This is a genomic window from Planctomicrobium limosum (genome assembly GCF_051465645.1).
Classification (GTDB): Bacteria; Planctomycetota; Planctomycetia; order Planctomycetales; family Planctomycetaceae; genus Planctomicrobium.
Window position 1 is genome coordinate 2,833,398 of record NZ_CP195790.1, and the last position, 23,066, is coordinate 2,856,463.

The following is a 23,066-nucleotide window of genomic DNA, read 5'->3' on the forward strand; positions in this document are numbered from 1 at the left end:
GCTCTCTTTGTAAGGCAATTCACTGAGACAAAACTGTCGCAGACTACATCGACGCCTGCAGGAGTTGACCTGCAACTGGATAGCTCGATGTCACCAGCTTGGCGATCAAAATATAAACTGGGATTCCGACCGTCACGTTGTAGCTGAATGTACATCCAAGTGACGCAGCGAGTGGAAGTGTTGGGCTCGCCTCTGGAATCGCCATGCGCTGAACAGCTGGCAAAGCGATATAGGAAGCCGATCCGCAGAGCACGGCGAACAACGCATACGTTCCAATCTCAAATGGTTGATTCAGGAACACGGAATAGGCATGGGCAATCAGGATCCCAATCGTCGCAAAGACGTTCGGTGCAAGCAGTGCAAAGGCCACAAACTTCCACCCGGCAATTGCGAGGTCTTTCAGTTTGTTTGATGCTGTCATTCCCATCTCAAGCAGGAACAAACACAGGATCGGGGGAAACAGGTCCACGAACAATCGGTCGTCCGGAGTCGTAACAGCACTTCCCTGCAACCGGCTGATGAATCCAATCACGATCCCTGCGAACAGCAGGTAGATCCCGGGATTGAAGAACACTTCATGAAGCAATTCGCCGTTGATCCCCTTCTTTGATGGGACTGGTTCATCACCATGATCATGTTCCCGCAATGCCATATCATCTTCGAACTGCTCAGCTTCGACATTGTGCTCCACCTCTTCATCTGAAAGACCGGGCCCGGAACCGACCACGACTGTCGTCTTGCTGGATCGGGCATAGGTCAGATTCCGTTCACGAGCGACGACACTCTGTCTTACTGTTTCCAATTTCAGGCTGGTGGCCGACCGTTGAACGTACCCGAATTCGTCAGGCATGTTTCCACAGCTGTCCATTCCCTTCTGGCGTAAGCGAGACACGATCAACAAAGCAACCAGACATCCAGGAATTTCCATCACCGCCAGCATGACGGGCATATAAGGCGCGAAGGCAATCTTTGATGCCGTTAACACTCCGACACAGGTCACAAATGTTCCGGCTGAATCCGAGCCGTAATAGCCGGCCACTGTCGCCGCATCGACTCGGCGAAGTTTCGTGATCGATCGCAGCAAGAGATAGGCAATGAAGCCAATGGTGAAATTTGTTGCGATCCCGATGATCACAAACCCCAGAGCCTGCATCAGACTCCCTGAGCTCAACTTCGCCAGTTCTTCACCTCCGTGCCAACCAATCGACACCAGCAGGTAAATTGTGATCGATTGATAGAGCACTTTCGGAAACTCAAACTTCACACGCAAAATCGGAATCAGGAATCCTGCATAGAAGAACAGCAGGAGTGGCTTGAAAAGATTGTGAATGAAATTGTGTCCGAACTCCTGGAAGAGTGAGAGTTGATTTTCGGAAGGAATCGGGAGCCCTGCCACCGCGTTCGCCGTCGAGCCTATCGTACCACTGGCAAGCAAAGCAAAGTGACTTAGAAGATTCTCTACCATCGATCGACTCCACAGGCGGGATCAGACTCCGCAGTCTGACTGAGCATTCAAGCAGGCAGATTTATTACGAAAACGACAGTTTCGCTGTTTACATCTGCTGGACGTTGATGAGACCTGCCTATTGCAGAGAGCGTACCAAAACAGATGTCCTATTATTTTTTCGCGCGCTGGCCGGTGTTATCTCTCTGTAAGCTTTCCGCAATGATTTTCGCCAATGACACTTATTTAAACACAATGCCTCGCGGCTTAATGCTGAGAATCCGAAATCAACTCGCTCGAATATGAAATTCTCCAGACACCCTTCTGTTCAACGGCTAGAATTTGGACACTGAAAAGAAGTTTGATGCACTTTCTCCACAGACAACACTGAACATCCATGACAGACACAGACGGAATGCAAACGCGCGAACCGTCGATATCTCCTGCAACGCCTGTTGACGAAACGAAAGTCCCTTCCCGATCAGGAATGTTCATGGACAGTCGTTTCCTCCTGTACATCTTTGCGCCCATGCTGCTAATCAGCCTGCTGCTGGTTGGTCTCGGGAGCCTCGCCGCGTGGAACGTGCGACAACACCAGGCGTCGGTCTCCGATCTCGTGAATCATGAGTTTCACAATTCTCTGGAAGCGCAACGGTTGCTGCTGGTTGTCAGCGACGTCAGACAATGTTTGCGTCAATATCTGTTGAAACGAGATGACGACTATCTCGACGAGATCGAGCTCCTGCATTCCCAGGTGAACGAACACCTCCACAATCTTGGCGAGTATGCCAGTTCGGAAGCAGCCCAGAACAAACTTGGAAATCCGCGGAGCGCAAAGGAAATCTGGACAGAGCTCGACCAAAGTTGCCACCATTTCTTTGAGGTGCTGGCGAACGTCCGCGACATTGAATCCGACGCATTGCAACGTAAAGCCGCGATGGAACTGGACGAGATTCTCAACGAACAGGTTCGGCTTCCCATTCGTGCCTACGTCCAGACGAACGAACTTGCTGCAGATCGAGCACACCAGGCGAATCTACAAACAGCGACACAGATGACAGAAGCATTCCTGCTGCTCGGCGTCTGTGGAGGACTTGCCGGGCTGGTTGCCGGGATCGGAATCGCTCGGGGACTTCGCCGACAGATCCTGAATCTGGACATCTCCGTTCGTGGCACTGCCGACAAACTCCAGGAGGTTGTCGGGCCGGTCAGAGTCTCGACAACAGGAGGATTGGGAGGCCTCCAGACTGGTCTGAAAGAAGTCGAAAGTCAGGTCGCTGTCATCGTCGAACGTCTCCAGCAGCGCGAGAAAGAAAGTCTGAGAAGTCAGAAGCTCGCTGCGATCGGGCAACTGGCAGCCGGTTTAGCTCACGAGTTACGCAACCCTTTAATGCCAATGAAAATGCTGGTTCAAAAGGCTCTCTCCCGACCAGATTCTCCAGGCATGACGCAGAGACAACTCCAGGTGATGGACGAAGAAATTCGCCGCATGGAAGGTCTGGTGCAGGAGATTCTGGACTTTGCTCGCCCACAGCCACTCGAACGAAAGCCGATCAGTCTCGCGTCGGTTATCAAACAGGCTCTCGATCTCGTTTCTGCACGAGCATCATTGCAAGATGTCACGCTGACATTTCATCAGCCTGATTACCCGATTGAAGTGAATGCAGATGCAATGAGACTCAGACAGGTCTTGTTGAACCTGTTTATCAACAGTCTGGATGCTCAGGCGGAAGGGGGCGAGATTGAAGTCACCCTGAAAGAGTCCGTCAGCACCAATCAAGGAAATTCACAACGGTGGGTCACAATTGAAGTCATGGATCGTGGGACAGGAATTCCTGCGGACCTGCACCCGCGCATCTTCGAACCATTTGTCAGCACCAAGGAAACCGGCACAGGTCTCGGGCTACCAATCAGCCAGCGCATCATCCACGATCACGGCGGAACGGTTGACGGATTCAATCGCCCTGAAGGAGGTGCATCCTTCGAAATCCGACTGCCCCGCGTCTCCGAAGTTTCCACCAGTCCGCATCTTCTCCCTCCTGCAGAGATTTCATCGTGAAAGCGAAACTCCTGGTCATTGATGACGAACCGAACATTGCTTTCTCCATCAAGGAATGCCTGCAAAGTGACACGCTGGAAGTCATCTCCGCACCCACAGCAAAGGAAGGAATTCATCTTGTTGCATCAGCTCACCCGGACGTTGTGATCCTGGATGTGCGGCTCCCGGACCTATCCGGCCTCGATGCATATGATCGCATCGCCAAGATTGATCCCCGACTCCCTGTGATCATCGTCACGGCCTATGCCTCAACAGAAACCGCGATTGAAGCAATGCGGCGTGGGGCGTTTGAATACCTGCTCAAACCGGTCGATGTGCTCCGACTGGAAACCGTCGTCACTAATGCAATCACCGTCAGCCACCTGAGCCATGTCCCAGTTGTTGTCGACAAGGACTCAGAAGAAGTCGACCGTGAAACAGACCGAATCATCGGCCAATCTCCTCCCATGCAGGAGGTGTACAAAACCATTGGACGAATCGCTCCTCAAGATGGGCCTGCTCTGATCCTCGGAGAGAGCGGCACCGGAAAAGAACTCGTTGCCAGAGCGATTCATCACTATAGCCGGCGCAGCCAGAAGCCGTTTCTGGCCATTAACTGTGCTGCCCTCCCTGAGACACTGCTCGAAAGTGAATTGTTCGGGCATGAGGCCGGAGCGTTTACCGGGGCGGATCAACGCCGGATCGGGAAGTTCGAACAGGTGAATGAAGGAACCATCTTCCTAGACGAAATCGGTGACATGAGTCTCGCAACTCAGGCCAAGGCTTTGCGATTACTTCAGGATCAGTCATTCCAGCGACTTGGTGGCACACAGACCGTTAAAACGAACGTCCGTATCATCGCCGCAACAAACAAGGACCTCCCCCGACTGATCGATTCCGGTGCGTTCCGTCTGGACCTGTATTATCGCCTGAACGTGTTCTTGCTACAGGTCCCACCACTGCGTGACCGCCTGGAAGACATCCCCGCTTTGGCGAAGTACTTCTTGAAGAAGTTCAACCAGCGATTAAGACGCCCGGTTCACACCATCACTCCGAAAACAATGGACCTTCTCCGAGCCTACAATTGGCCTGGAAATGTCCGTGAACTGGAAAGCGCGATCCGCTTTGCAATGGCGCGATCCACAGGTGACATCGTCACGATCGACTGCCTTCCACACGCGATCAGCAAGGCAAAATCCGAACTCAACGGGGCCAATTCGAAAGCAGCACCTGCACCAGAAGAGCCAGTGCAGGAATTCAACCTCAGAACGTTCGTGCAACAATTGTTAAAAAACGACGTCCCAAACATCTATCACGAAGTCTGCGACGCGGTCGATCGAATCGTTCTGGAAGAAGTCATGCAGAACGTCGATGGCAATCAAGTCCATGCCTGCAGAAAGCTCGGGATTGCCAGAATGACACTGAGAAACAAGCTGCGCGGGCTGAACCTGCAAGTGGACTCGACATCAGACAGCGATTCGGAAAACTGAAAAAGCCTTTAGTAAATGGACTGTTCCGCTGAACTCCATGCACCAAAAGCCTTTTCAGAACATTCTCGTCGTCGCGAATGGAGCCGCTTCCGAATAAGCTATTTCAACTCAAATTTATAGACGTTGTCGTCTTTGTTTGTGGTGACGTCGGCAGTCAGCGTCGTTGTCTTTTCGTCAGCATAGATGGCTGGCACCAACGAAATGTCTTTCAGCGGTGGCGCCGGGTTGTTCGGGTCGAACGGTGTGGACTTGTAATAGCTGATAACGACCTTGTGAGCCCCGACGATTGCCCCATCGTCCGGGTTCGTCGTTCGCAATGTAAATTCCCCGTTCCCATTGATCGCGCCCATTGCCATCGGTCCGGTCGTCCCTTTGTCGCGGTCCGGAATGAAGGTGATCTGACCACCTTCCAATGGTTTGTCCTTGTAAATCACCACTCCTTTTACCGGAACAATCGCCGGCCCATCTGGTCCCCGACTACAACCAGAAAAAATCAGCAGGCAAAGCCCCAATATGGAGCTGGTGGCTCCCCTGAGCACGCGACGATTCATGAAACGACTCCTCACATAAGAAATGCAGCGATTCCACTCAGACGGGTGGAGAGATAAAAAGTCAAAATTGCAGCGACAGCTGAATGCCACTTCTGGAGCAACAGAAAAAGAATGACAGCATCGAACGGGATACATTCATCCAATCCGATGCTGCTATTAACTCTACTTACTTTGTTTGCTTCCAACTTCAAATTGAATGGAAGCAGACAGTCTTCAGCCCAGAACAACAGAGCAATCGCGAAATGAATGAGACGCCAGTGCAATTCGAAATTGCATCGCGTTGCAGCCTCGCGACATTCAGACATCCTCTTGTCGAGAAGTCGACTGTGCGGCCAATTGAGAGGCCAAACTGGCCTAGAACTCTCCGATAACTTCGTTCGCTGCAACAGTCGACAACCCTCGCCAAATCCCGATGTCAACATTGTTGCTGGCGAACACAGTGCCACCGTCTCCACGCAACATATGGACGCCTCCGGTATGCCCAGAGCTGAATGGCATCAACGTCGCGTCGTTAACAGCAAATCCGCCTTTAGGAATGATTTGATTCGGCCCGTATCGCATTCCACGAACGCCAATACTTCCTTCAATCATGATTCCGCCAGCCCAAGTCGCCCAACGACTGTCATAATCCCATGTCCCCCAACCCACATCGACCAGAATGGTGGGGCGATACTCACCGAAGACGAGAGTATTGGAAGTGCCATCAATGAAGTCCCGGATTCGCGAATTGCTATTCGCCCAGAATGCTCCCCTTTGAGTTTGAGGAGGTGCAACTGCCGCAGTTTGGGTGGCACCGGACGTGTTGTATCCCATCACTGGCAAATAATTTGTAATTGACGCTAAGAATTTCACTCGGGGTGTCACTTGATACCAGTGCCCCTGATCAGATGACGATGGTCCACTGTACGAAGGGCAAATCAGAGCAGACATCACAGTCCCAATCTGCGGGGTATTCACTGGATCACAGAAGCTTCGAGTGAAGTCCAGTTTTGCATAGATATTCCCCTGATCCATATAGGGCAGAAGAAGCGCAAGCGGACCGAAAGAGGGAGATCGCACTGGGACATTCCCGCCGTCGACGTAAACGTACCCAACACTTCCTGGCGGAAAAATGCTATGGGCATCGTGGTAATTGTGCAGAGCCAACCCGAGCTGCTTGAGGTTGTTCTTGCACTGGCTGCGACGAGCTGCTTCGCGTGCCTGCTGCACAGCGGGGAGCAGTAAAGCGATCAGGATCGCAATAATTGCGATGACCACCAGCAGTTCGATAAGTGTGAATCCTCTCCACTTTAAATGTAGAGAAAGAGAGCGAGGCCTGAACCTCACGTTTGTTCGCTGTCGACTCAAAACTGAAGACATTCCGGAGGACCTCAATTACGAACCCAAACAATGAGAAGAACGACTGCAAAAGCGATAAGACGGAATCCCATAAGACAATTCCGATTGACATATTACCAACTGGACCTATCCACAACCGTATGTCTTCAGATGAAATAATCTGCAACAGAACATGACACAAAAGGCAATAGAAAGCTGCCGTATGTTGAACTAGCCCTAGACCGTCAACTTGTGACTTCGTGCTCTTCTTAGCAAACACCCCCACGACTTAAACGACGCCTGAATAGCATCATACGGCTTCCAATCGCGGCAACACGCGGCAACGGAATGACCGCAATCGCTTTCGTGTCGAGCCGTCAGTCAAACCTCTCCTGCGAAGCTATCGTTACTTCAGCGCCAGCAGCGTCGTCGTCAATCGGCTACGCCTTGATCTTCACTTCGAAAGTGCCAGCGATCAGATCGCGAGTCTTTATCAATCCAGAATTGGGGCAAAATCTGGAATTTCAATTCAAAGGAATCAACAGTGTTGGTACATTCACCCAAGACAAATCAACAAACTTAAATATCTCCAGTGATTCAATCGAGTAGTGATCTCACGATACGCCTCTCAAGTTTCCATTCGACTCATTCAGTTCCGCATCGACATCTCTCCAGCCGACTCAAATTTCGCAATCCATTAGCACACAGAAAGATGGGTTATGGACAGCAGAAACAGGCTTACAAGTATTCGGTCTAAGAACAGAAGGCGAATGAAGGCCTTCACACTCATTGAACTGCTAGTGGTCATCGCGATTATTGCGATCCTGATCGCCTTGCTGCTCCCCGCTGTGCAGCAGGCACGCGAAGCGGCCCGCCGCAGCCAGTGCAAGAACAACCTCAAACAGCTGGGGCTCGGACTGCACAATTATCTGGACACTCACAGGGTTTTCCCACCCGGGTATGTGCAGGCACCACCAAACACCCACAATCAATCCACTTGGGTGCTACAGGTCTTCCCCTACATCGATCAGTCGACCTTATATAACAAGGCAAACCTCAACCTGAACTTCGGAAGCACATCAACCACCAGCCCGAACTTCATTGTGACCAGTACTCCAGTGACTTCGATGATTTGCCCATCAGACGTCACAAATAATGTCCTCGCATTCAGCACATACGCACGCGGTAACTACGGGGCGAACAACGGAATCGGTCCCTTAATTAACTTCGACAACACGACCAGCCCACCTTGGTCACCAAACCCGACGAACCGCGTGAATGTTGGTCCGTTTGAATGCAACTCCCGTCTCTCTTCGCAGGACTTCACAGACGGAATGAGTAATACCATTCTCGTCGGGGAACTGAGAAAAGGAGGACCGAACGCAAACGACATGCGCGGGATTATGCATTATCCCGAAGGCCCATTTATGCACGTCAATTACTCACCGAACACATCGGTCCCGGATGACACCCGAGTAGCGAGTTGTGACACTAACAGTAAGCCAGTTTGCTTCGGACGGTACACGGCCTTCAACAATCGAAGAATGATTTTCAGTGCACGCAGCATGCACACCGGCGGAGTTCAAGTCTTGCTGGGCGACGGCGCAGCACGATTCATTGGCGACAACATCAACATGACCACCTGGCAAAACCTTGGTCTCCACAATGACGGCAATGTCATTGGAGAATTTTAGCCGAGGCTCTGTCGGCGCGCCTCCGGCAATGTGCTCAATGTTGCCTGAGGCGACTTCAGAACAATCCGCTTTACACACACTACGCTCGTCGCGAGACACATCGTCCGGTCGCGCTATGGCATCTCTCGTGATCCGCGCGGCTGTGACTGAGGATTCGCGGTGAGTTGACGCACTTCCTGAGCAAGCTGCTTCCAACTTCCAGTCAGGAGCTGATCGAAATCTTCAGTCCCGGACTGCAAAATTCGTCGTGCGATGTCCGCGTTGTTATGAATCGCGTCCAGATAGGCCTCGCCAATTCTGGCTTCAGCAATTAACTCTGGATCACCTGGATCCACTTTATTCCTCAAGATCTGTAGCTGTTCTCGAGCCTCAACCTCGCGACGGCGATCCTTTAAATACAGCAGTGCCAGTTGTTCCTGAGCACGACGCCGCCAGATTTTGTCGTTGGGATCTTCGAACCTCGCAACGACAGCCTTAAACGCGTCTTCATCGTCAATTGCGAACATCGCGTAGACATACTGTTCGCGCGCCGTATTGAACGGAGGAACATCTCCCAGAGGATTTTCACTGGTTGCCGGCACTTTTGGACGGGCCAGCCAACCGGCAGTCGCACTCAGAGACAGCACCGCCAGACACATCGCAACGAAAACAGGGATCGGTCGAGCCACTGGAAATCGTGATGCAGATCGATTCCCTTCTCCAGTCAGATCTTCAATTGACTCGCCAGTCTTCAGTGCCTTCGCGAGTTTGCGAACATCGTTCACAATTGCCGCCGCATCTCGATATCGGTCTGCTGGTTGTTTGGCAATCATTCGATCGATCATCTGACACACCACAGACGGCAAGTCCGGTCGCACTTCTCCAATGGGATTTGGCTGTTCGTGAAGGTGCTTCACTGCAATGCTGACCGCATTCTCCCCTTGAAACGGAGGAACTCCTGCCAGCATGTGATAGCACGTAATTCCGAACGAATAGATATCACTGCGCTGGTCGACAGGCTGACCACTGACCTGCTCTGGACTCATATAGAGAGGGGTCCCCATTGTGACTCCTTCCTGAGTCAGATGAAGCCTCTCCCCTCCCTGCAATTGAGCCAATCCAAAGTCGGCGACCTTCACCTCCCCCTTTCGGGTGAGCATGATATTTTCCGGCTTGATGTCTCGGTGAACAATGCCGCGTTCGCCGGCTGCCTGCAGCGCCGCAGCCACCTGACGCATAATCATCAGAGCGAGATTGAGATCGAGCGGACCGCGTTTTTGCAGCAGAGCTTTCAGAGTCTGCCCATGCACGTATTCCTGAACGATGAAGTGCTGACCACGATCAGAGCCAACCGCATACACCTGCACGATATTCGAATGATTCAAACCAGCAGCGGCTTTGGCCTCCGTCTGAAAACGCTTCACATAGCTTTCGTCTTCCATCAGCTCCGAGCGAAGAAGCTTCAGTGCAACGTTCCGCTTCAGGCTCGTCTGCTCTGCCAGCCAGACCTCAGCCATCCCCCCCTTGCCCAGCCTCCTCAGTAACGTAAATTCACCGAGCTGTGCCCCCACAATCCGAGAACTCGACGCAGAGACGCTGGACTCCGAAGGCTCTTGTCCTGACTGAAACTGGCTTCCGGAACTCATCCCCTGCTACTCCGCAACGAAGTTATCCGACACAATTCCGACTGTGCACGTCACTAAAATCCAGATCCAGCGAGACCCACCTGAAATCCCGAACCTGCCAAATCAGCCAAACCCCTCAGGATTCATCCACAACATCTGATTCGTATAACACCTCAAAACGGCATCAACCAGTGTACCGGGAGTGCTCTACTTCTGATACCTGCAGCAATTTGAGATGGACATCGCAGAGACGATCCCGAAGGAACTTAAGTCATTCTGGATAAGAACTATCGCAGAACTTGAGACTGCCTGCAAAGACGGCTTGGAGAAAAGAGTAAAACAGTCATTCAAAGTAGAATTGGGGCTCTGGAGTTGAATCGTAAACGTCGAACAGGTAACCTCTTCGACTCCAAAATCATGATCGCCCCGGTGTGTTATTAGTAACCCACGAGAGGGTCAGGAGTTAGAACAATGGTTTACCGTCCACGTACCAAGGCGAAGATTGCCCGCAAGACCAAACGCTGCACAAAGTGCGGCGGAATGATCGGGAAAAAAGGGAAACGAGTTCGCTGCAAGCGATGCGCCAAGCCAGCTGCGTAATACGCTGCGGCCCCCCGTTTCCAACCCGTAATTGAGGGTCCGATGCTCGATCTTGCAGAAAAAATCTCCCAGGCAACCCAGGCCATCCGAGCCAAGTGGGACAAAACCCCACATGCCGGAATCATTCTGGGCACCGGCCTTGGCGGTTTCACCGGCGAAATCAAGATCGAAGCCGAATTCGATTACGAGTCGATTCCGAACTTCCTGAAATCAACAGCAACCAGCCACCGGGGCCGCCTTGTTTGCGGAACCTTGGACGGCGTACCTGTTGTCGCCATGGAAGGCCGGTTTCACATGTACGAGGGATATTCCCTCAAAGACATTACGCTTCCAGTGCGTGTCTTTAAGGCACTGGGAGCCAAGTTGATGATCGTCTCCAACGCATCGGGTGGAATGAACCCGAATTATGCGTGTGGAGATATCGTCGTTATCGACGACCACATCAACCTGATGGGCGACAACCCGCTCATCGGCATCAACGACGACAACCTCGGTCCCCGCTTCCCGGACATGTGCGCCCCATATGACCGGGAACTCGGTAACGTTGCGCTCGAAATCGCGCGTCGCGACAATTTCGTCGCCCACCGAGGTGTCATGGTCGCCGTTGCTGGGCCAAATCTGGAAACTCGCGCGGAATACCGATTCCTGCGGCAGATCGGCGCTGATATTGTGGGAATGTCCACAATTCCAGAAGTCATCGTTGCCGTTCACGCTGGCTTGCGAACCGTCGGACTTTCCATTGTCACCGACATGTGTCTCGCCGATTCCCTGAAGCCTGCAGTCGTCAGCGAAATCATCGAGACTGCCAATCACGCCGAGCCAAAACTGCGATCCCTCGTCAAAGGCATCCTTGCCCACGACGCCAAGGTCAACTCGTAGGAAACCGTGGCGTGGCATGAACACGAGACGGGACCGCCATGCGCATCGAGCTACTGGGCACAGGGGGCTACTACGCAAATGATCGCCGGCAGACCGCCTGCATCATGCTCCCTGAAATTGGTCTGATTTTCGATGCTGGCTCTGGCCTTTACCGCATCGCCGACCACATTTCGACCTCGTCGCTCAACATTTTTCTGACACACGCGCACCTTGACCACATTGTCGGACTGCCGTATCTGCTGATCCCACTGCTGCGGAATCAGATCGAAAAAATCACCATTCATGGCTACGAACCGACTCTGAACTCGGTTCGAAACCACCTCCTCGCTACAGCGATTTTCCCTGCAGATATCCCACTCGAATACAAAATACTGAGCGAATCGGGATCAATAGATGTCGCGACAGATTGCACCTTGCGCTGGCAACCACTCCACAGCCACCCAGGCGGGTCAATCGCATTCCGCCTCGACATCAACGACCCCGACCGTCGCCGATCCCTTGCCTATATCACGGACACTCGCGTGGATGGATCGTATTTCGAATTTGCCAGAAACGCCGACCTGCTGATCCACGAATGCAATTTTCCTGACTCGCAAGCAGACATCGCTGCAATGACCGGCCATAGCCACACGACTCAGGTTGCAGAATTCGCGAAATCTGCCAACGTCGGCCGACTTCTGATCGTACATGTCGACGCGACCTCCCCTGAGATCGACCCCGTCAACATCCCTGCCATGCAGGCAATCTTCCCCAACACAGAACTGGGCACCGACCACATGTCGCTCACGGTATAGAGCGGTTCCAAGAAGAAGGCATCTTTGCCGGCACGCAAAGCCCAGCCGTCCTCCATTCGAACCGACTACAGGAGTGGCCCCGGGAGAGACCATAACGGTCTACTCAACCACTCTCTGCTTCCATAGAGCCGGAAGCGGCGGCAGCCCCCAAGATGGATCAGCTAGCTTTCCACAAAAGCAGCAACTCTTGTTCAAGGATTCTGCCTGAAATGTGCCTCCTGGCAGCACCACTCAACCCGATCACCACCTGCCACTTTGACCGGCCAGCCTGACAGAAAGTCCTGCGATCGGCCAAAAAGTCGCTACCGTCAAGACTTCCCATCTTCACAAAACAATTGCCACTTGCCACTTATGACTCGGAGGAAATCTGGCACGGCGTTTGTTAGAGTAGGTCTTCGCATTAGTTCTCCGTCCAGCGTCGCCGCTGCGAGCGAGCAGACCCGATGATTAGAGATCGTGTGAAACGATGATCGGGCGGAGCAGTCAAAAAATAATTGGGGTTGAGGAGTAGTCATTCATGGCGAAAAAGGCCAAAGGCGGTTCGAAGATTGTTCCGCTCGGGGACAAGGTTGTCTTGAAGCGTCAAGCTGCAGAATCCACAACTGCTGGTGGAATCGTCCTGCCGGACTCAGCCAAAGATCGGCCGCAACGTGGTGAAGTGATCGCAATTGGCGACGGCCACACCAAACAGGATGGCAGCAAGCTTCCTTTGACTGTTAAGGAAGGGGATCGCGTGATCTTCGTTTCCTACGCTGGCGACGAGATTAAAGTCGGCGACGAAGAGTATTTGCTCCTCAGCGAACGCGACATTCTCTGTACCTACTAATGCTTCTGAGAATGGATTGCCACTTTCCTGCATGAATTGGCACCCAGTTCGTGCAGATGAATTCAGCGGCATCGCGTCTCAACACGAAATTCCATCAAACACAATCTGATAACTGCATCAGGAGTTCTCTAATGGCCAAGATGATTGCTTTCGATCAGGAAGCACAAGAAGCCATGCGACGCGGAGTGAGCAAGCTCGCCAGAGCTGTTCGCGTCACCCTCGGCCCAAAAGGCCGTAACGTGATCATCGAAAAGAGCTTTGGTTCACCAACCGTGACTAAAGACGGTGTTACTGTTGCTCGTGAAATCGAACTGTCAGACAAGTTCGAAGACATGGGCGCACGCATGGTTCGCGAAGTTGCCAGCAAGACAAGCGATGTCGCCGGCGACGGAACCACAACTGCCACAATCATGGCCGAAGCAATCTACAACGAAGGTCTGAAAGCCGTCGTTGCCGGTGTCAGCCCGCTCGAAATGAAACGCGGTATCGACAAAGCTGTCAGTGACATCACTGAAAAGCTGAAGGGAATGGCCATCCCATGCCGCGATAAGAAGGCAATTGCTCAGGTCGGAACCGTTGCTGCAAACGGCGACGAAACGATCGGCAAGATCCTTGCTGACGCCATGGACGCTGTTGGTAAAGACGGCGTTATCACCGTCGAAGAAGGCAAGAGCCTGCAGACCGACTTCGAAGTTGTCGAAGGGATGCAGTTCGACCGTGGATACCTGTCTCCGTACTTCGTTACAGACTCCCAGGCAATGGAAGTCCTGCTCGAAGACGCTTACGTTCTGATCCACGAAAAGAAAGTCAGCAACATTAAAGACCTCGTTCCAGTTCTGGAAAAGGTCGTTAACGCTGGCAAGCCACTGCTGATCATCGCTGAAGACGTCGAAGGCGAAGCCCTCGCGACTCTCGTGATCAACAAGCTCCGCGGTACCTTCAAAATCGCAGCTGTCAAAGCTCCAGGCTACGGCGATCGTCGTAAAGCCATGCTGCAAGACATTGCAATTATGTGCGGCGGACAGGCCGTTTTCGAAGACCTCGGAATCAAACTGGAAAACCTCCAGCTCTCCGACCTCGGCCGCGTGAAGAAAGTTGTTGTCGACAAGGACAACACCACTCTGATCGAAGGTGCCGGCAAGACTGCTGACATCAAAGCTCGTATCGAGCAGATCAAGCGTGAAGCAGCTGGCAGCTCAAGCGATTACGATCGCGAAAAGCTCGAAGAACGCGTTGCAAAACTCTCCGGTGGTGTTGCTCAGATCAACGTCGGTGCAGCAACCGAATCCGAAATGAAGGAAAAGAAAGCTCGCGTAGAAGACGCGCTGCACGCAACCCGTGCTGCCGTTGAAGAAGGCATCCTGCCAGGCGGCGGTGTTGCTCTTCTGCGTGCTTCAACTTCCGTTGAGCCAGGCAAACTGACCCACGACGAAGAAGTTGGTTACAACATCATTCGCCGTGCTTGCCGCGCTCCTCTGACCCAAATCGCAAACAACGCCGGCGTTGACGGTGCTGTGATCGCTGAGAAGGTGTCAGAGAAGAAGGGGAACGAAGGTTACAACGCAGCAACTGAAACTTACGAAGACATGGTGAAAGCCGGTGTCATCGATCCAGTGAAGGTGACTCGTACTGCTCTCCAGAACAGCGCCAGCGTTGCAACTCTGTTGCTGACCAGCGATGCCCTGATCGCAGAAAAGCCAGCCAAAGACAAGAAGGCCGGCGGTCACGGCCATGACGGCGATCTCTACTAAGAGCCATTCGCTCTTGAGTCGTCACGTTGAGCTTTGACGTGAATTGAATTGAAATGGCCCTGAGTGGAAACGCTCAGGGCCATCTTCGTTTTCAGACGAGACCAACTGGAATCGAGAGCCTTGGCACAAGAACAATGCATTGGCTCGGTCGGGAACATTTCTAAGGAGTTCCCGGAAATCCTGTCGGGTCTCTGGCACGCGGAATTCAGCGTTGCTTCGATCAGAAAGGCTGCTGCGCGGCCACTTAAGAGACCGAACCGGTCTGACCAGCGGAAAGTTGCTCCCTAAACTCGGAGAGCGTACGGCCACAGATCTCGCCAATCCGGTTTCCATCACGACACGCGGCCGAACGAATCGCAACGAAATCGCTTCTCACCTGACGAATTCGCGTCATATCGGCCAACGACAATTTCCCTGCCAGAGCAAAAAACATCCCCTGCTGGTGAGCCAGATCTCGGTAATGTTCAATTTTTCCCTGAGTCAGATAGTTGAATACTCCGCCCCCCTGCTTGGTTGCGGTATCAATCAGAACGCCAGCACATCGAGTCTTCCCTGCCGCGTCGATAATCGCTTCAGCTGGGGGGGATTGTGCGAGGTCTTCATCTGCATAGATCACAGCGACCCAGCCAGGTGCCGTTCCATTTGCCCGCTTTACTGACTGCGACAGCATCTCACGACACTGAAGCCACTTCTCCACCCAGTTCACGTCGCCACGCAATCCAGCGAGACCAATTTTCAGGTAATCGACACCAGAGAGCTCAAAGCTAGCCGGTTCGCCCCACTCCTGTACCTCTCCACAGGCAACGCTCACCGTGAGACTGGGCTGTTTATTCAAAACGAGGCGAATTGCCGTATCGAGAATTTCTGGCTGAACCATCCCCAGTGCCCCTCGATTTGGCTCCTTAAAATCGATCACATCGACCCCGTTTGAAGCGGCAATTTCTGCCTCAACTGCATTTCTGACACTGACTAACAGCCGAATCGGGAGCGACATTAAGGGGGTCCAAACAGAGATCAAAAAGTCAGTTTCAGCACAAGACGAGATGACGTAAGAAACTGTAAAATAATGTTTTAGAGAAGAAAATTGCTCATTTACGAAGACTCGAATTTACACACTTTTTGCTTTCTGGTATCTCTCCTCACGCAATCACCACCCACCCAGATCCAGGCACCTCCGTTCGGAGGAAGTCTCTCAAACATAGGATCGTAAATATGTCGTCAAGGATGGACGACGCGGGCGTCATGGGCGCTCGTCGTTTACGGCTGCTCTTCGTCGATGATGAAGCTCCCATTCGCATGGTAATGGGAAAAGAGCTTCAGCGGATCGGACATGATGTCACGATCGTCGACGGCGGAAAAGCAGCATTGGAAGCGTTGTCTGACAACGCATTTGACGCAGCAATCGTCGACTTGCGGATGCCCGAAGTTGATGGTTGGGCCGTCATTGAACACCTGAAAAAATCAGGCGTCGATACCGACATCATCATCAGTACCGGTCACGGGGGATTCGATGACGCCATTCGTGCAATTCGCATGGGGGCGTACGACTTCCTTCGCAAGCCGTACAAGATCGTCGAGATCGACAGTGTCCTGAAACGAGTCGCTGAAAAGCGAACCCTCGTCAACCGTGCTGCAGCTCTCGAAAGCGAACTGCAGACTGTTCGTGGGAAAACCGATCTTGTCGGCGAAAGCTCGGCAATGGCTCGGGTGAAAAAGCTCGTTGAACGAATCGCTCCGACCGATTCCAGCGTCCTGATTCTGGGCGAAACCGGAACCGGAAAAGAAGTCGTCGCTCGCAGTATCCACGAACACAGCAATCGTTCAAAAATGCCATTCGTGGCTGTGAACTGCGGTGCGCTGCCTGACAATCTTGTGGAAAGCGAACTCTTCGGACACAAAAAGGGTGCCTTCACCGGGGCTGATACTCCGCGAAAAGGTCTCATCGAAGTCGCCAACGGAGGAACATTGTTCCTCGACGAGTTGGGCGAACTCGACAAATCAATGCAAGTTAAATTGCTGCGATTCCTTGAATCCGGGGAAGTCCGTCGCGTTGGCGAAAACGACGCATTCACAGTCGACGTCCGAGTTGTCTGTGCGACAAACCGCAATCTGGAAGACATGGTTTCTGAAGGCGGATTCCGGGAAGACTTGTTCTTCCGTGTGAATACTTTCGAAATTCGTCTGCCACCATTGCGAGAACGAAAAGACGACATCCCAGCCATCGCTCGATTCCTGGCCAGCAGACACCTCAAGCGAAAGGATGTTCCAGATAACTTCCTTTCTCCTGAAGCGGTCGAAGCCCTGCGAGCCCATGAATGGTCAGGAAACGTCCGCGAGCTTGCGAATGCCATCGAACACGCCGTGATCCTGTCCGGTGGCAGTGTCATCCAACCAGATGATCTGCCGACCAGCGTCACACGACGTCAGGCATCGAACAATCGCCCCTTTGATATTTCCAACTTCTCATTCCCGATGACTCTGCGGGAAATTGAAATGGAAGTGATCAATCAGACGATGGACAAGTTCAAAGGCGACAAACCAAAGACCGCCGACGAACTTGGGATCGCACTGAAGACTCTCTACAACAAACTCAACCAGCAACAGTCACTCGACCATGCCAAAGCAGGTTGAATGCCTCAGTTGTCGCTACCTGCACCGCACTTTGAGAGTCGGACTTCGACTCTGACTGGATCTGAAGTGCACAGAGGTCAGTAAAGCGAAAAACGAATCGCCCTGAGGAGCAATCCTCGGGGCGTTTTGCATTCTAAGACCTTCGCCTGAGCCCTTGGCTTCGCGGGCCCCCTCCCTCCGGTGCATCGCACGCGTTGGCACCGCCGATCGCCGCTCCTTTCTGAGCAGCCCACTCTTGGCCGTCGACTGAACTTTCTATCCCTGCAAGAAGTCCTCGATCTCTTCTGGCTCTTTCTTTCCCATCCGGCCACACCAGTCTCCAGCCATCGGCCCGGATCTCCAGTTTGACGCCAGTTCGATGTCGGCCAGTCCGGAACTCCAGACCTCAGCGTTCAGAAAGACGCCGGTACTGAATTCCAAAAAACTGCTCAGATGTCGGGGGAACTGCGACAGCGTTCCGCAGGAAACATTAAATAAGCGGAACGCGATGTGAATCTAGGAGCCCTGCGAAAGGATGCGCACATCCCGTCACCAGACTCTCGGAAATCAGCGAACAGCCTGAAAAAATCGATCAAGAACAAGCTCTAAAATGCGTGCAATTGCCCCGAAATCGCCTCCCACCAACGCATTGTTGAATCCAAACACGTCCATGCGACTTGGCGGTTACGGTCTGATTGAGCCAATTCCGACATTTTCAGGGGCATTACAGTCAATACGATCGCTACAGACGGAATAGGCGGAACCGAATGATTCGACGGAGGGCAAAATGAATGACAGAGGCTCGACTGGAATTCGCAGAACGCCGAATTCATTGGGCAGGTGGACCCAAACATTCGTGGTGACTGGAGAGCTTCGAGAGCGTTTAACCCCGCGAAAGCAAACGCTAAACGAAGCTCACATATTCAACCCCCGGGAAATTGTCGAGGAGATTTCAAGATGAAATTGACTACACTCTGTGCTGCTCTTCTGATCGCTGCTTCTGTTAACGTTGCAAACGCTGGCCTGTTCAGCCGCCTGCACAGCAAAACAGCTGCTACCTGCTGTGCTCCAGCTCCAAGCTGCTGTGCTCCAGCTGTTGCTCCAGATTGCTGTGCACCAGCCGTTGCTCCAGATTGCTGTGCTCCAGCTGTTGCTCCAGACTGCTGTGCACCAGCCGTTGCTCCAGATTGCTGTGCTCCAGCCGCTGCTCCAGCTGCTGTTGCTCCAGACTGCTGTGCACCAGCTGTTGCTCCAAACTGCTGTGCTCCAGCTGCCGCTCCAAGCGACTGCTGTGCACCAGTTAGCCACTGCAAAGCACGTCACCGTCTCGCTGGCTGGTTCAAAGGCCTGAAGCACAAACTGCACTCACGTCACTCAAACTGCTGTGATACAGCTGACGTCTGTGCACCAGCTTGTGCTCCAGCTTGTGCCCCAACTTGCGGTGCTCCAGCTGCTTGCAACTAAGCTTGAACTGATCGAATCACACTGAAGCTGAGTTAAAGTTCCCCAAACTCTCAGCTTCGTGAATCGAAAACTTCGACGCCGGACTCTTAACTGAGTCCGGCGTTTTTCATTTTCCGGTCGTCTCATTCAGTCATTGATCCCGTGTCGCAGTGGCTACTCAGCCATTCCAGAGATCAAACATTCTAAGTGCTCAAGAACACATGGCGTTCTCGGCTCCGAGCACATCATCAGACATAGAGTTCACCGCGGAGATCCCGGTCTCCTGCCCTCTGACCTGAACTCTCTTCTCGAAATTCCCACTGTTCTTTCTTCAATCAGTGGAAACAATGGCGTCCCGACTTACCATGTATCCATTCCTGGACTTGCGATAAGCGACCAGAATGCTGCATCAATGCAGGCAATTTCCAAGAGCAATCAAAGTTCAAGACTTTGAAATCGGATTGTATTGTTCAGTTCCGCCGAGCACTTTCAAAAACGAACTCAACTGCCAGAGAACGGCATGTCAGTCAACGTTTCGAAAACTCCCTTTAATAAGTGCTCACCGGCAACCGCCTGTAATCCGAGTCCGAAATTATTGCCTGATTGTTTCAAGAAGCGTGTCGGCGGTGATGTTCCGTGAGGAGAGTCGAGCAATCACATTCACGCTCCGACATGAAGCGACTGTTGTTACGAATCTGAAGTAAAAATCTGAACGTCGCAAGGAATTGGTAACACGTCATCCGTGTTGAATCCGCATCTCCCGATGAGCGACCGACCTGACCAATAAAAGCAAATCCCATGGCGGCATCCATCATTCCTTATCTGCGGCTTTGCCGAATCCCGACGATCTTCACCGCACTAGCAGATATTGCGGCAAGTTATTTATTAGTTCGGGCAACATGGGAACCTCCTCAGGAATTTGTCCTGGTGCTCCTCGCTTCGGCAGGTCTCTATCTTTCCGGCATGGTTTTCAACGATATCTTTGATCGGAAAATCGACCAGCAAGAGCGACCCGGCAGACCAATTCCCTCTGGTGCAATTTCAGTCCGAAGTGCAGTCCTGTTCGGAACGATTTTGATGATCTTCGGACTGATCGCCGCTGCAATGATCAGCCAGTTCAGTCTGATCATTGCCTGCTTTACTGCAGTCGCGATTTTTCTCTACGACGGGGTCTTGAAGAAGACTTTTCTCGCCCCGATTTCGATGGGCACATGTCGCTTTTTTAACATTCTATTGGGAGCGAGTTGTGCGGCCGAGTCGTTCGCCGATCTCTTCCGCTGGCCACAACTCTGGTATGCAATCTCGATGTGCGTTTACATCACCGGAGTCACACTTTTCGCCCGTCGAGAAGCGAGACAGAACACAGCGTCGGCTTTATTTCCGGCATTGATGGTCGTGAATGCCGGACTCATCCTTCTGGGGCTGTGGTTTTCCAATCAGCTGCCTAGTTGGGGAATTCCTGTTCCATCTGGCCTGATTCAGCCTCCGGAATCAATCTTTGTGCTTCTTGCGGTCATCGCAGCAACGATTAACCGACGTGCAGTCGCCGCAATGTTCAATCCATCCCCCGCAGTCGTTCAGGCGGCAGTTGGCGTCATGCTTCTGTCCTTAATTAGCATTAACGCGATGGTCATCTACTACTATCGCGGGGACGAAGGAATTAATTTCGCCATTGCCACACTGGCTCTTGTCGTCCCAGCGATTCTGATTCGACGCTGGACCCCGATGACATAACTGTCACCGCAGGAATCAAGCGAAAATCGCTGCAAATCCGACGTATCAGATCACTCGCAGCACCAGCAACCAGAGCAATCCTTCAGTCGTATCGTTATGACATTTCACTCAGCTTACTGGTGCAGGCATAATTGCTGCCATTCTCGCTATTTATCCATCCCTGAATCTATTGGAAGTGCCAGAATAGAACTCTGAATGTAGAGTCATAGAATCAACTCAGAACACCGTCGCCATGAGCATCAATGCCATGCGTGAGACCCATTTTCGTTCTTCATCTGAGACACGACCAGCGCGGACCATGTACCCGGTCTTGTTCTGCACCTGAGTCACAAAGAACCGTTGCATACTGGAAAGTTCAACTTCACCGACTCGATCCGCATTCACGAGGTGCTCTGTCACTCGATGAACGGCAATTGCCTCTTCAAGTTTCTGATAGACTGCACGCTCCCAGACTGGTGACTGATCCCCATTTCCGATTTCAGAAACCAGCCGCTGGATCGTCGTGCAGATTTTGGCAGCCTTGTGGTATTCAATTCGTTCCGGCTTGTCGTATGGAGTGTGGTAATCCGGATGCTCTCCAGTGGAGAAAAACAGGAAGGGAATTTGCTGGTCACGAAACGGACCGTAATCACTTCGGGTTCCAATCATGTCTGTTCCCAGCTGGGCAATTTCCAACCCTGTTGGGACACGAACGGCCGAGATCGCAGTTCGCACAACTTCTGAATGCTCTGCTCCGAGAAGAAAGACCGTTGGAATCCCCAATCCTCCAAGTGACCGCCCGATCATATCCGCCGTGATGCAGAGTTTGATCTGATCCATCGGCATTGGCGTATGACCAACAAACCAGCGAGATCCCCACAAGAGTGATTCTTCGAAGTCAAAAGCAACGAAGGCCACACTGCGTTTCAGTGGTGCCTGCTTCAACTTTCGAGCAACCTCAATCAGCATCGAGATCCCGGATGCGTTGTCGTCAGCACCTGGGTAAACCTGCCCCCATTGAACTCCAAGATGATCGTAATGTGCATTGATCACGATCCATTCATTCTTCAGTTCAGGGTCGGTACCAGCGATGAATCCGCCCAGATTCTGACCTTCCTGCCCCTCTTCTCCTCGACCGGTTGCGACTCGAACCGGGATCGACTGTCGCCACTCTCCATCAAACAACGGACTCAAACCAGCTCCGGCAAACTGAGCAACAATATAGTCTCTGGCTCGCTGCTTACCGGCATTCCGACGTCCAACCTGTTCATCTGCAGCGAGATACATGATGTGCGGGCGAATATCGTCTGCCGAAATCTCTGGAACAATCACTCCCTGCGCGAAGCTAGACGCATTCTGAAGTAAGAATGTCACGCACAGGAAGCCTCCGAGTACGCCGCCCCTTCGGATCAACAATAATTGATACCACGTCAGGAGAAGGACTGAACGGCAGAAATTCATGAGGGAAGCACGTTCATGCGCCCACTGAAGTTGTAACGGTTGCATCGAATCTCCTGAAATTACCTGTTGTGCAAGAGGCTTTTAGCCGATCTTCCCTAACAGTGTCTATGTTCACATCACGACGAGATTTCGTGGTGATCGCATATGTTGAGGCAAGGAGTGCTATCTATGATCAGGCGTACCGTGACCGCCGGTCTGTTTGCGGCCGCTATCATGGCCATTTCCGTTGTCGGAACATCCAATGTTGAGGCGGCACCACCAGGACAGCCTACCAACTGGCAACGGTTCTACTACTACCCGTATGTGTATTATCCACATAACTTTCAGGCTCAGAACCAGAGCTACGACCACTTGTACCACCGGTATCCGCAACAGCGGCAGATCCCGGTGTACAACAAAGACTGGTACAACTTCTACCCAGAAAAGAAGCCATACCACTGGGGTCACCATTATACGCTCGACGTGTTCTAGGCCAGTTTGGTCTCTTCTCTGACTATTTCACACGCGTTTCACTCATGAAACGCAGCGGACATGGCAGAGCGAATTCAACTCCGGTGAGACTCCTCCGATGAAATCGTCGGGCTTCTCATGGACGCGTACACGAGGACACCGCACGGCACCGATGGTGTGACGAGCGCCGAGCGATCTTGTGGATCAAAATACGTCTGCGCCAGAGTTGACGACTCGTATTCAAAAAACTCCGTTTCAAATGAAGCGGAGTTTTTCAATTTCAGGACACGCACTCGTTTCCGGCGGATCACAGCACGATGACGCCTGAATGTAACCTCATTCAGAGAAATTGCTTACCACAAAGCAAACCGGGCCCACGCTGATGACATCGACTCGCTGAT

General features: G+C 52.4%; 19 protein-coding genes. 12 read left to right on the plus strand and 7 right to left on the minus strand.

Going from position 1 to position 23,066, the window contains the following annotated elements; all coding sequences use genetic code 11:
• Positions 1 to 43 precede the first annotated feature (43 nt).
• Complete coding sequence (locus SH527x_RS10620; RefSeq protein WP_437190653.1) at positions 44 to 1,465, minus strand: sodium-dependent bicarbonate transport family permease; 1,422 nt, start codon at positions 1,463 to 1,465, stop codon at positions 44 to 46.
• A gap of 472 nt (positions 1,466 to 1,937) precedes the next feature.
• Here SH527x_RS10620 and SH527x_RS10625 point away from each other — a divergent pair, with 472 nt between their 5' ends.
• Together SH527x_RS10625 and SH527x_RS10630 are read left to right on the plus strand one after the other, a co-directional pair.
• Positions 1,938 to 3,503, plus strand: a complete 1,566-nt coding sequence (locus SH527x_RS10625) for a sensor histidine kinase (RefSeq protein WP_437190654.1) — start codon at positions 1,938 to 1,940, stop codon at positions 3,501 to 3,503.
• Positions 3,500 to 4,972 (plus strand): sigma-54-dependent transcriptional regulator, encoded by a 1,473-nt coding sequence (locus SH527x_RS10630; protein WP_437190655.1) that lies wholly within the window; start codon positions 3,500 to 3,502, stop codon positions 4,970 to 4,972. Before SH527x_RS10625 ends, SH527x_RS10630 begins: the two co-directional genes overlap by 4 nt.
• Positions 4,973 to 5,070: 98 nt before the next feature.
• Here the strand turns inward: SH527x_RS10630 and SH527x_RS10635 are convergent, their stop codons facing one another.
• Both SH527x_RS10635 and SH527x_RS10640 read right to left on the minus strand, forming a co-directional pair.
• Positions 5,071 to 5,523, minus strand: coding sequence for a hypothetical protein (locus SH527x_RS10635; RefSeq protein WP_437190656.1), 453 nt, complete (start codon positions 5,521 to 5,523; stop codon positions 5,071 to 5,073).
• Between the two features lie 354 nt (positions 5,524 to 5,877).
• Positions 5,878 to 6,780: a DUF1559 domain-containing protein gene (locus SH527x_RS10640; protein WP_437190657.1), complete on the minus strand. Its 903-nt coding sequence runs from the start codon at positions 6,778 to 6,780 to the stop codon at positions 5,878 to 5,880.
• A gap of 830 nt (positions 6,781 to 7,610) precedes the next feature.
• Between SH527x_RS10640 and SH527x_RS10645 the strand changes: the two genes are divergently transcribed.
• A complete protein-coding gene (locus SH527x_RS10645; RefSeq protein WP_437190658.1) occupies positions 7,611 to 8,534 on the plus strand; it encodes a DUF1559 domain-containing protein in 924 nt (307 codons plus the stop codon).
• A gap of 113 nt (positions 8,535 to 8,647) precedes the next feature.
• Here the strand turns inward: SH527x_RS10645 and SH527x_RS10650 are convergent, their stop codons facing one another.
• A complete protein-coding gene (locus SH527x_RS10650) occupies positions 8,648 to 10,159 on the minus strand; it encodes a serine/threonine-protein kinase (RefSeq protein WP_437190659.1) in 1,512 nt (503 codons plus the stop codon).
• 450 nt (positions 10,160 to 10,609) lie between these two features.
• On the opposite strand from SH527x_RS10650, the gene SH527x_RS10655 reads away from it, so the two are divergent.
• The 5 genes from SH527x_RS10655 (at position 10,610) to groL (ending at position 14,988) form a co-directional block, all read left to right on the plus strand.
• Entirely contained in the window at positions 10,610 to 10,738 is a 129-nt protein-coding gene (locus SH527x_RS10655) for a hypothetical protein (RefSeq protein WP_437190660.1), read from the plus strand.
• Positions 10,739 to 10,780: 42 nt separating this feature from the next.
• A complete protein-coding gene (locus SH527x_RS10660; RefSeq protein WP_437190661.1) occupies positions 10,781 to 11,617 on the plus strand; it encodes a purine-nucleoside phosphorylase in 837 nt (278 codons plus the stop codon).
• Between the two features lie 38 nt (positions 11,618 to 11,655).
• Positions 11,656 to 12,411: an MBL fold metallo-hydrolase gene (locus SH527x_RS10665; protein WP_437190662.1), complete on the plus strand. Its 756-nt coding sequence runs from the start codon at positions 11,656 to 11,658 to the stop codon at positions 12,409 to 12,411.
• A gap of 517 nt (positions 12,412 to 12,928) precedes the next feature.
• The gene (locus SH527x_RS10670; RefSeq protein WP_437190663.1) at positions 12,929 to 13,237 is read left to right on the plus strand and encodes a co-chaperone GroES; all 309 of its coding nucleotides are present in this window, start codon (positions 12,929 to 12,931) and stop codon (positions 13,235 to 13,237) included.
• A 131-nt stretch (positions 13,238 to 13,368) separates the two neighbouring features.
• The gene (groL, locus tag SH527x_RS10675) at positions 13,369 to 14,988 is read left to right on the plus strand and encodes a chaperonin GroEL (RefSeq protein ID WP_437190664.1); all 1,620 of its coding nucleotides are present in this window, start codon (positions 13,369 to 13,371) and stop codon (positions 14,986 to 14,988) included.
• Positions 14,989 to 15,232: 244 nt separating this feature from the next.
• Here the strand turns inward: groL and SH527x_RS10680 are convergent, their stop codons facing one another.
• Positions 15,233 to 15,982, minus strand: a complete 750-nt coding sequence (locus SH527x_RS10680) for a (5-formylfuran-3-yl)methyl phosphate synthase (RefSeq protein ID WP_437190665.1) — start codon at positions 15,980 to 15,982, stop codon at positions 15,233 to 15,235.
• A gap of 218 nt (positions 15,983 to 16,200) precedes the next feature.
• Between SH527x_RS10680 and SH527x_RS10685 the strand changes: the two genes are divergently transcribed.
• Complete coding sequence (locus tag SH527x_RS10685) at positions 16,201 to 17,619, plus strand: sigma-54-dependent transcriptional regulator (RefSeq protein WP_437190666.1); 1,419 nt, start codon at positions 16,201 to 16,203, stop codon at positions 17,617 to 17,619.
• Positions 17,620 to 17,874: 255 nt separating this feature from the next.
• Here SH527x_RS10685 and SH527x_RS10690 read toward each other — a convergent pair whose 3' ends face one another.
• Positions 17,875 to 18,039, minus strand: coding sequence for a hypothetical protein (locus SH527x_RS10690; RefSeq protein ID WP_437190667.1), 165 nt, complete (start codon positions 18,037 to 18,039; stop codon positions 17,875 to 17,877).
• 516 nt (positions 18,040 to 18,555) lie between these two features.
• Between SH527x_RS10690 and SH527x_RS10695 the strand changes: the two genes are divergently transcribed.
• Both SH527x_RS10695 and SH527x_RS10700 read left to right on the plus strand, forming a co-directional pair.
• Positions 18,556 to 19,062 carry a hypothetical protein gene (locus tag SH527x_RS10695; RefSeq protein WP_437190668.1) on the plus strand — a complete coding sequence of 169 codons (507 nt, stop codon included), beginning with the start codon at positions 18,556 to 18,558 and terminating at the stop codon, positions 19,060 to 19,062.
• Positions 19,063 to 19,839: 777 nt separating this feature from the next.
• Positions 19,840 to 20,775 carry a UbiA family prenyltransferase gene (locus SH527x_RS10700; protein WP_437190669.1) on the plus strand — a complete coding sequence of 312 codons (936 nt, stop codon included), beginning with the start codon at positions 19,840 to 19,842 and terminating at the stop codon, positions 20,773 to 20,775.
• Positions 20,776 to 20,991: 216 nt separating this feature from the next.
• On the opposite strand, the gene SH527x_RS10705 is transcribed toward SH527x_RS10700, so the two are convergent.
• On the minus strand, positions 20,992 to 22,128 hold the full coding sequence (locus SH527x_RS10705; RefSeq protein ID WP_437190670.1) for a M28 family peptidase: 1,137 nt from the start codon (positions 22,126 to 22,128) through the stop codon (positions 20,992 to 20,994).
• A gap of 255 nt (positions 22,129 to 22,383) precedes the next feature.
• Between SH527x_RS10705 and SH527x_RS10710 the strand changes: the two genes are divergently transcribed.
• Complete coding sequence (locus tag SH527x_RS10710) at positions 22,384 to 22,686, plus strand: hypothetical protein (RefSeq protein WP_437190671.1); 303 nt, start codon at positions 22,384 to 22,386, stop codon at positions 22,684 to 22,686.
• Positions 22,687 to 23,066: the final 380 nt, after the last annotated feature.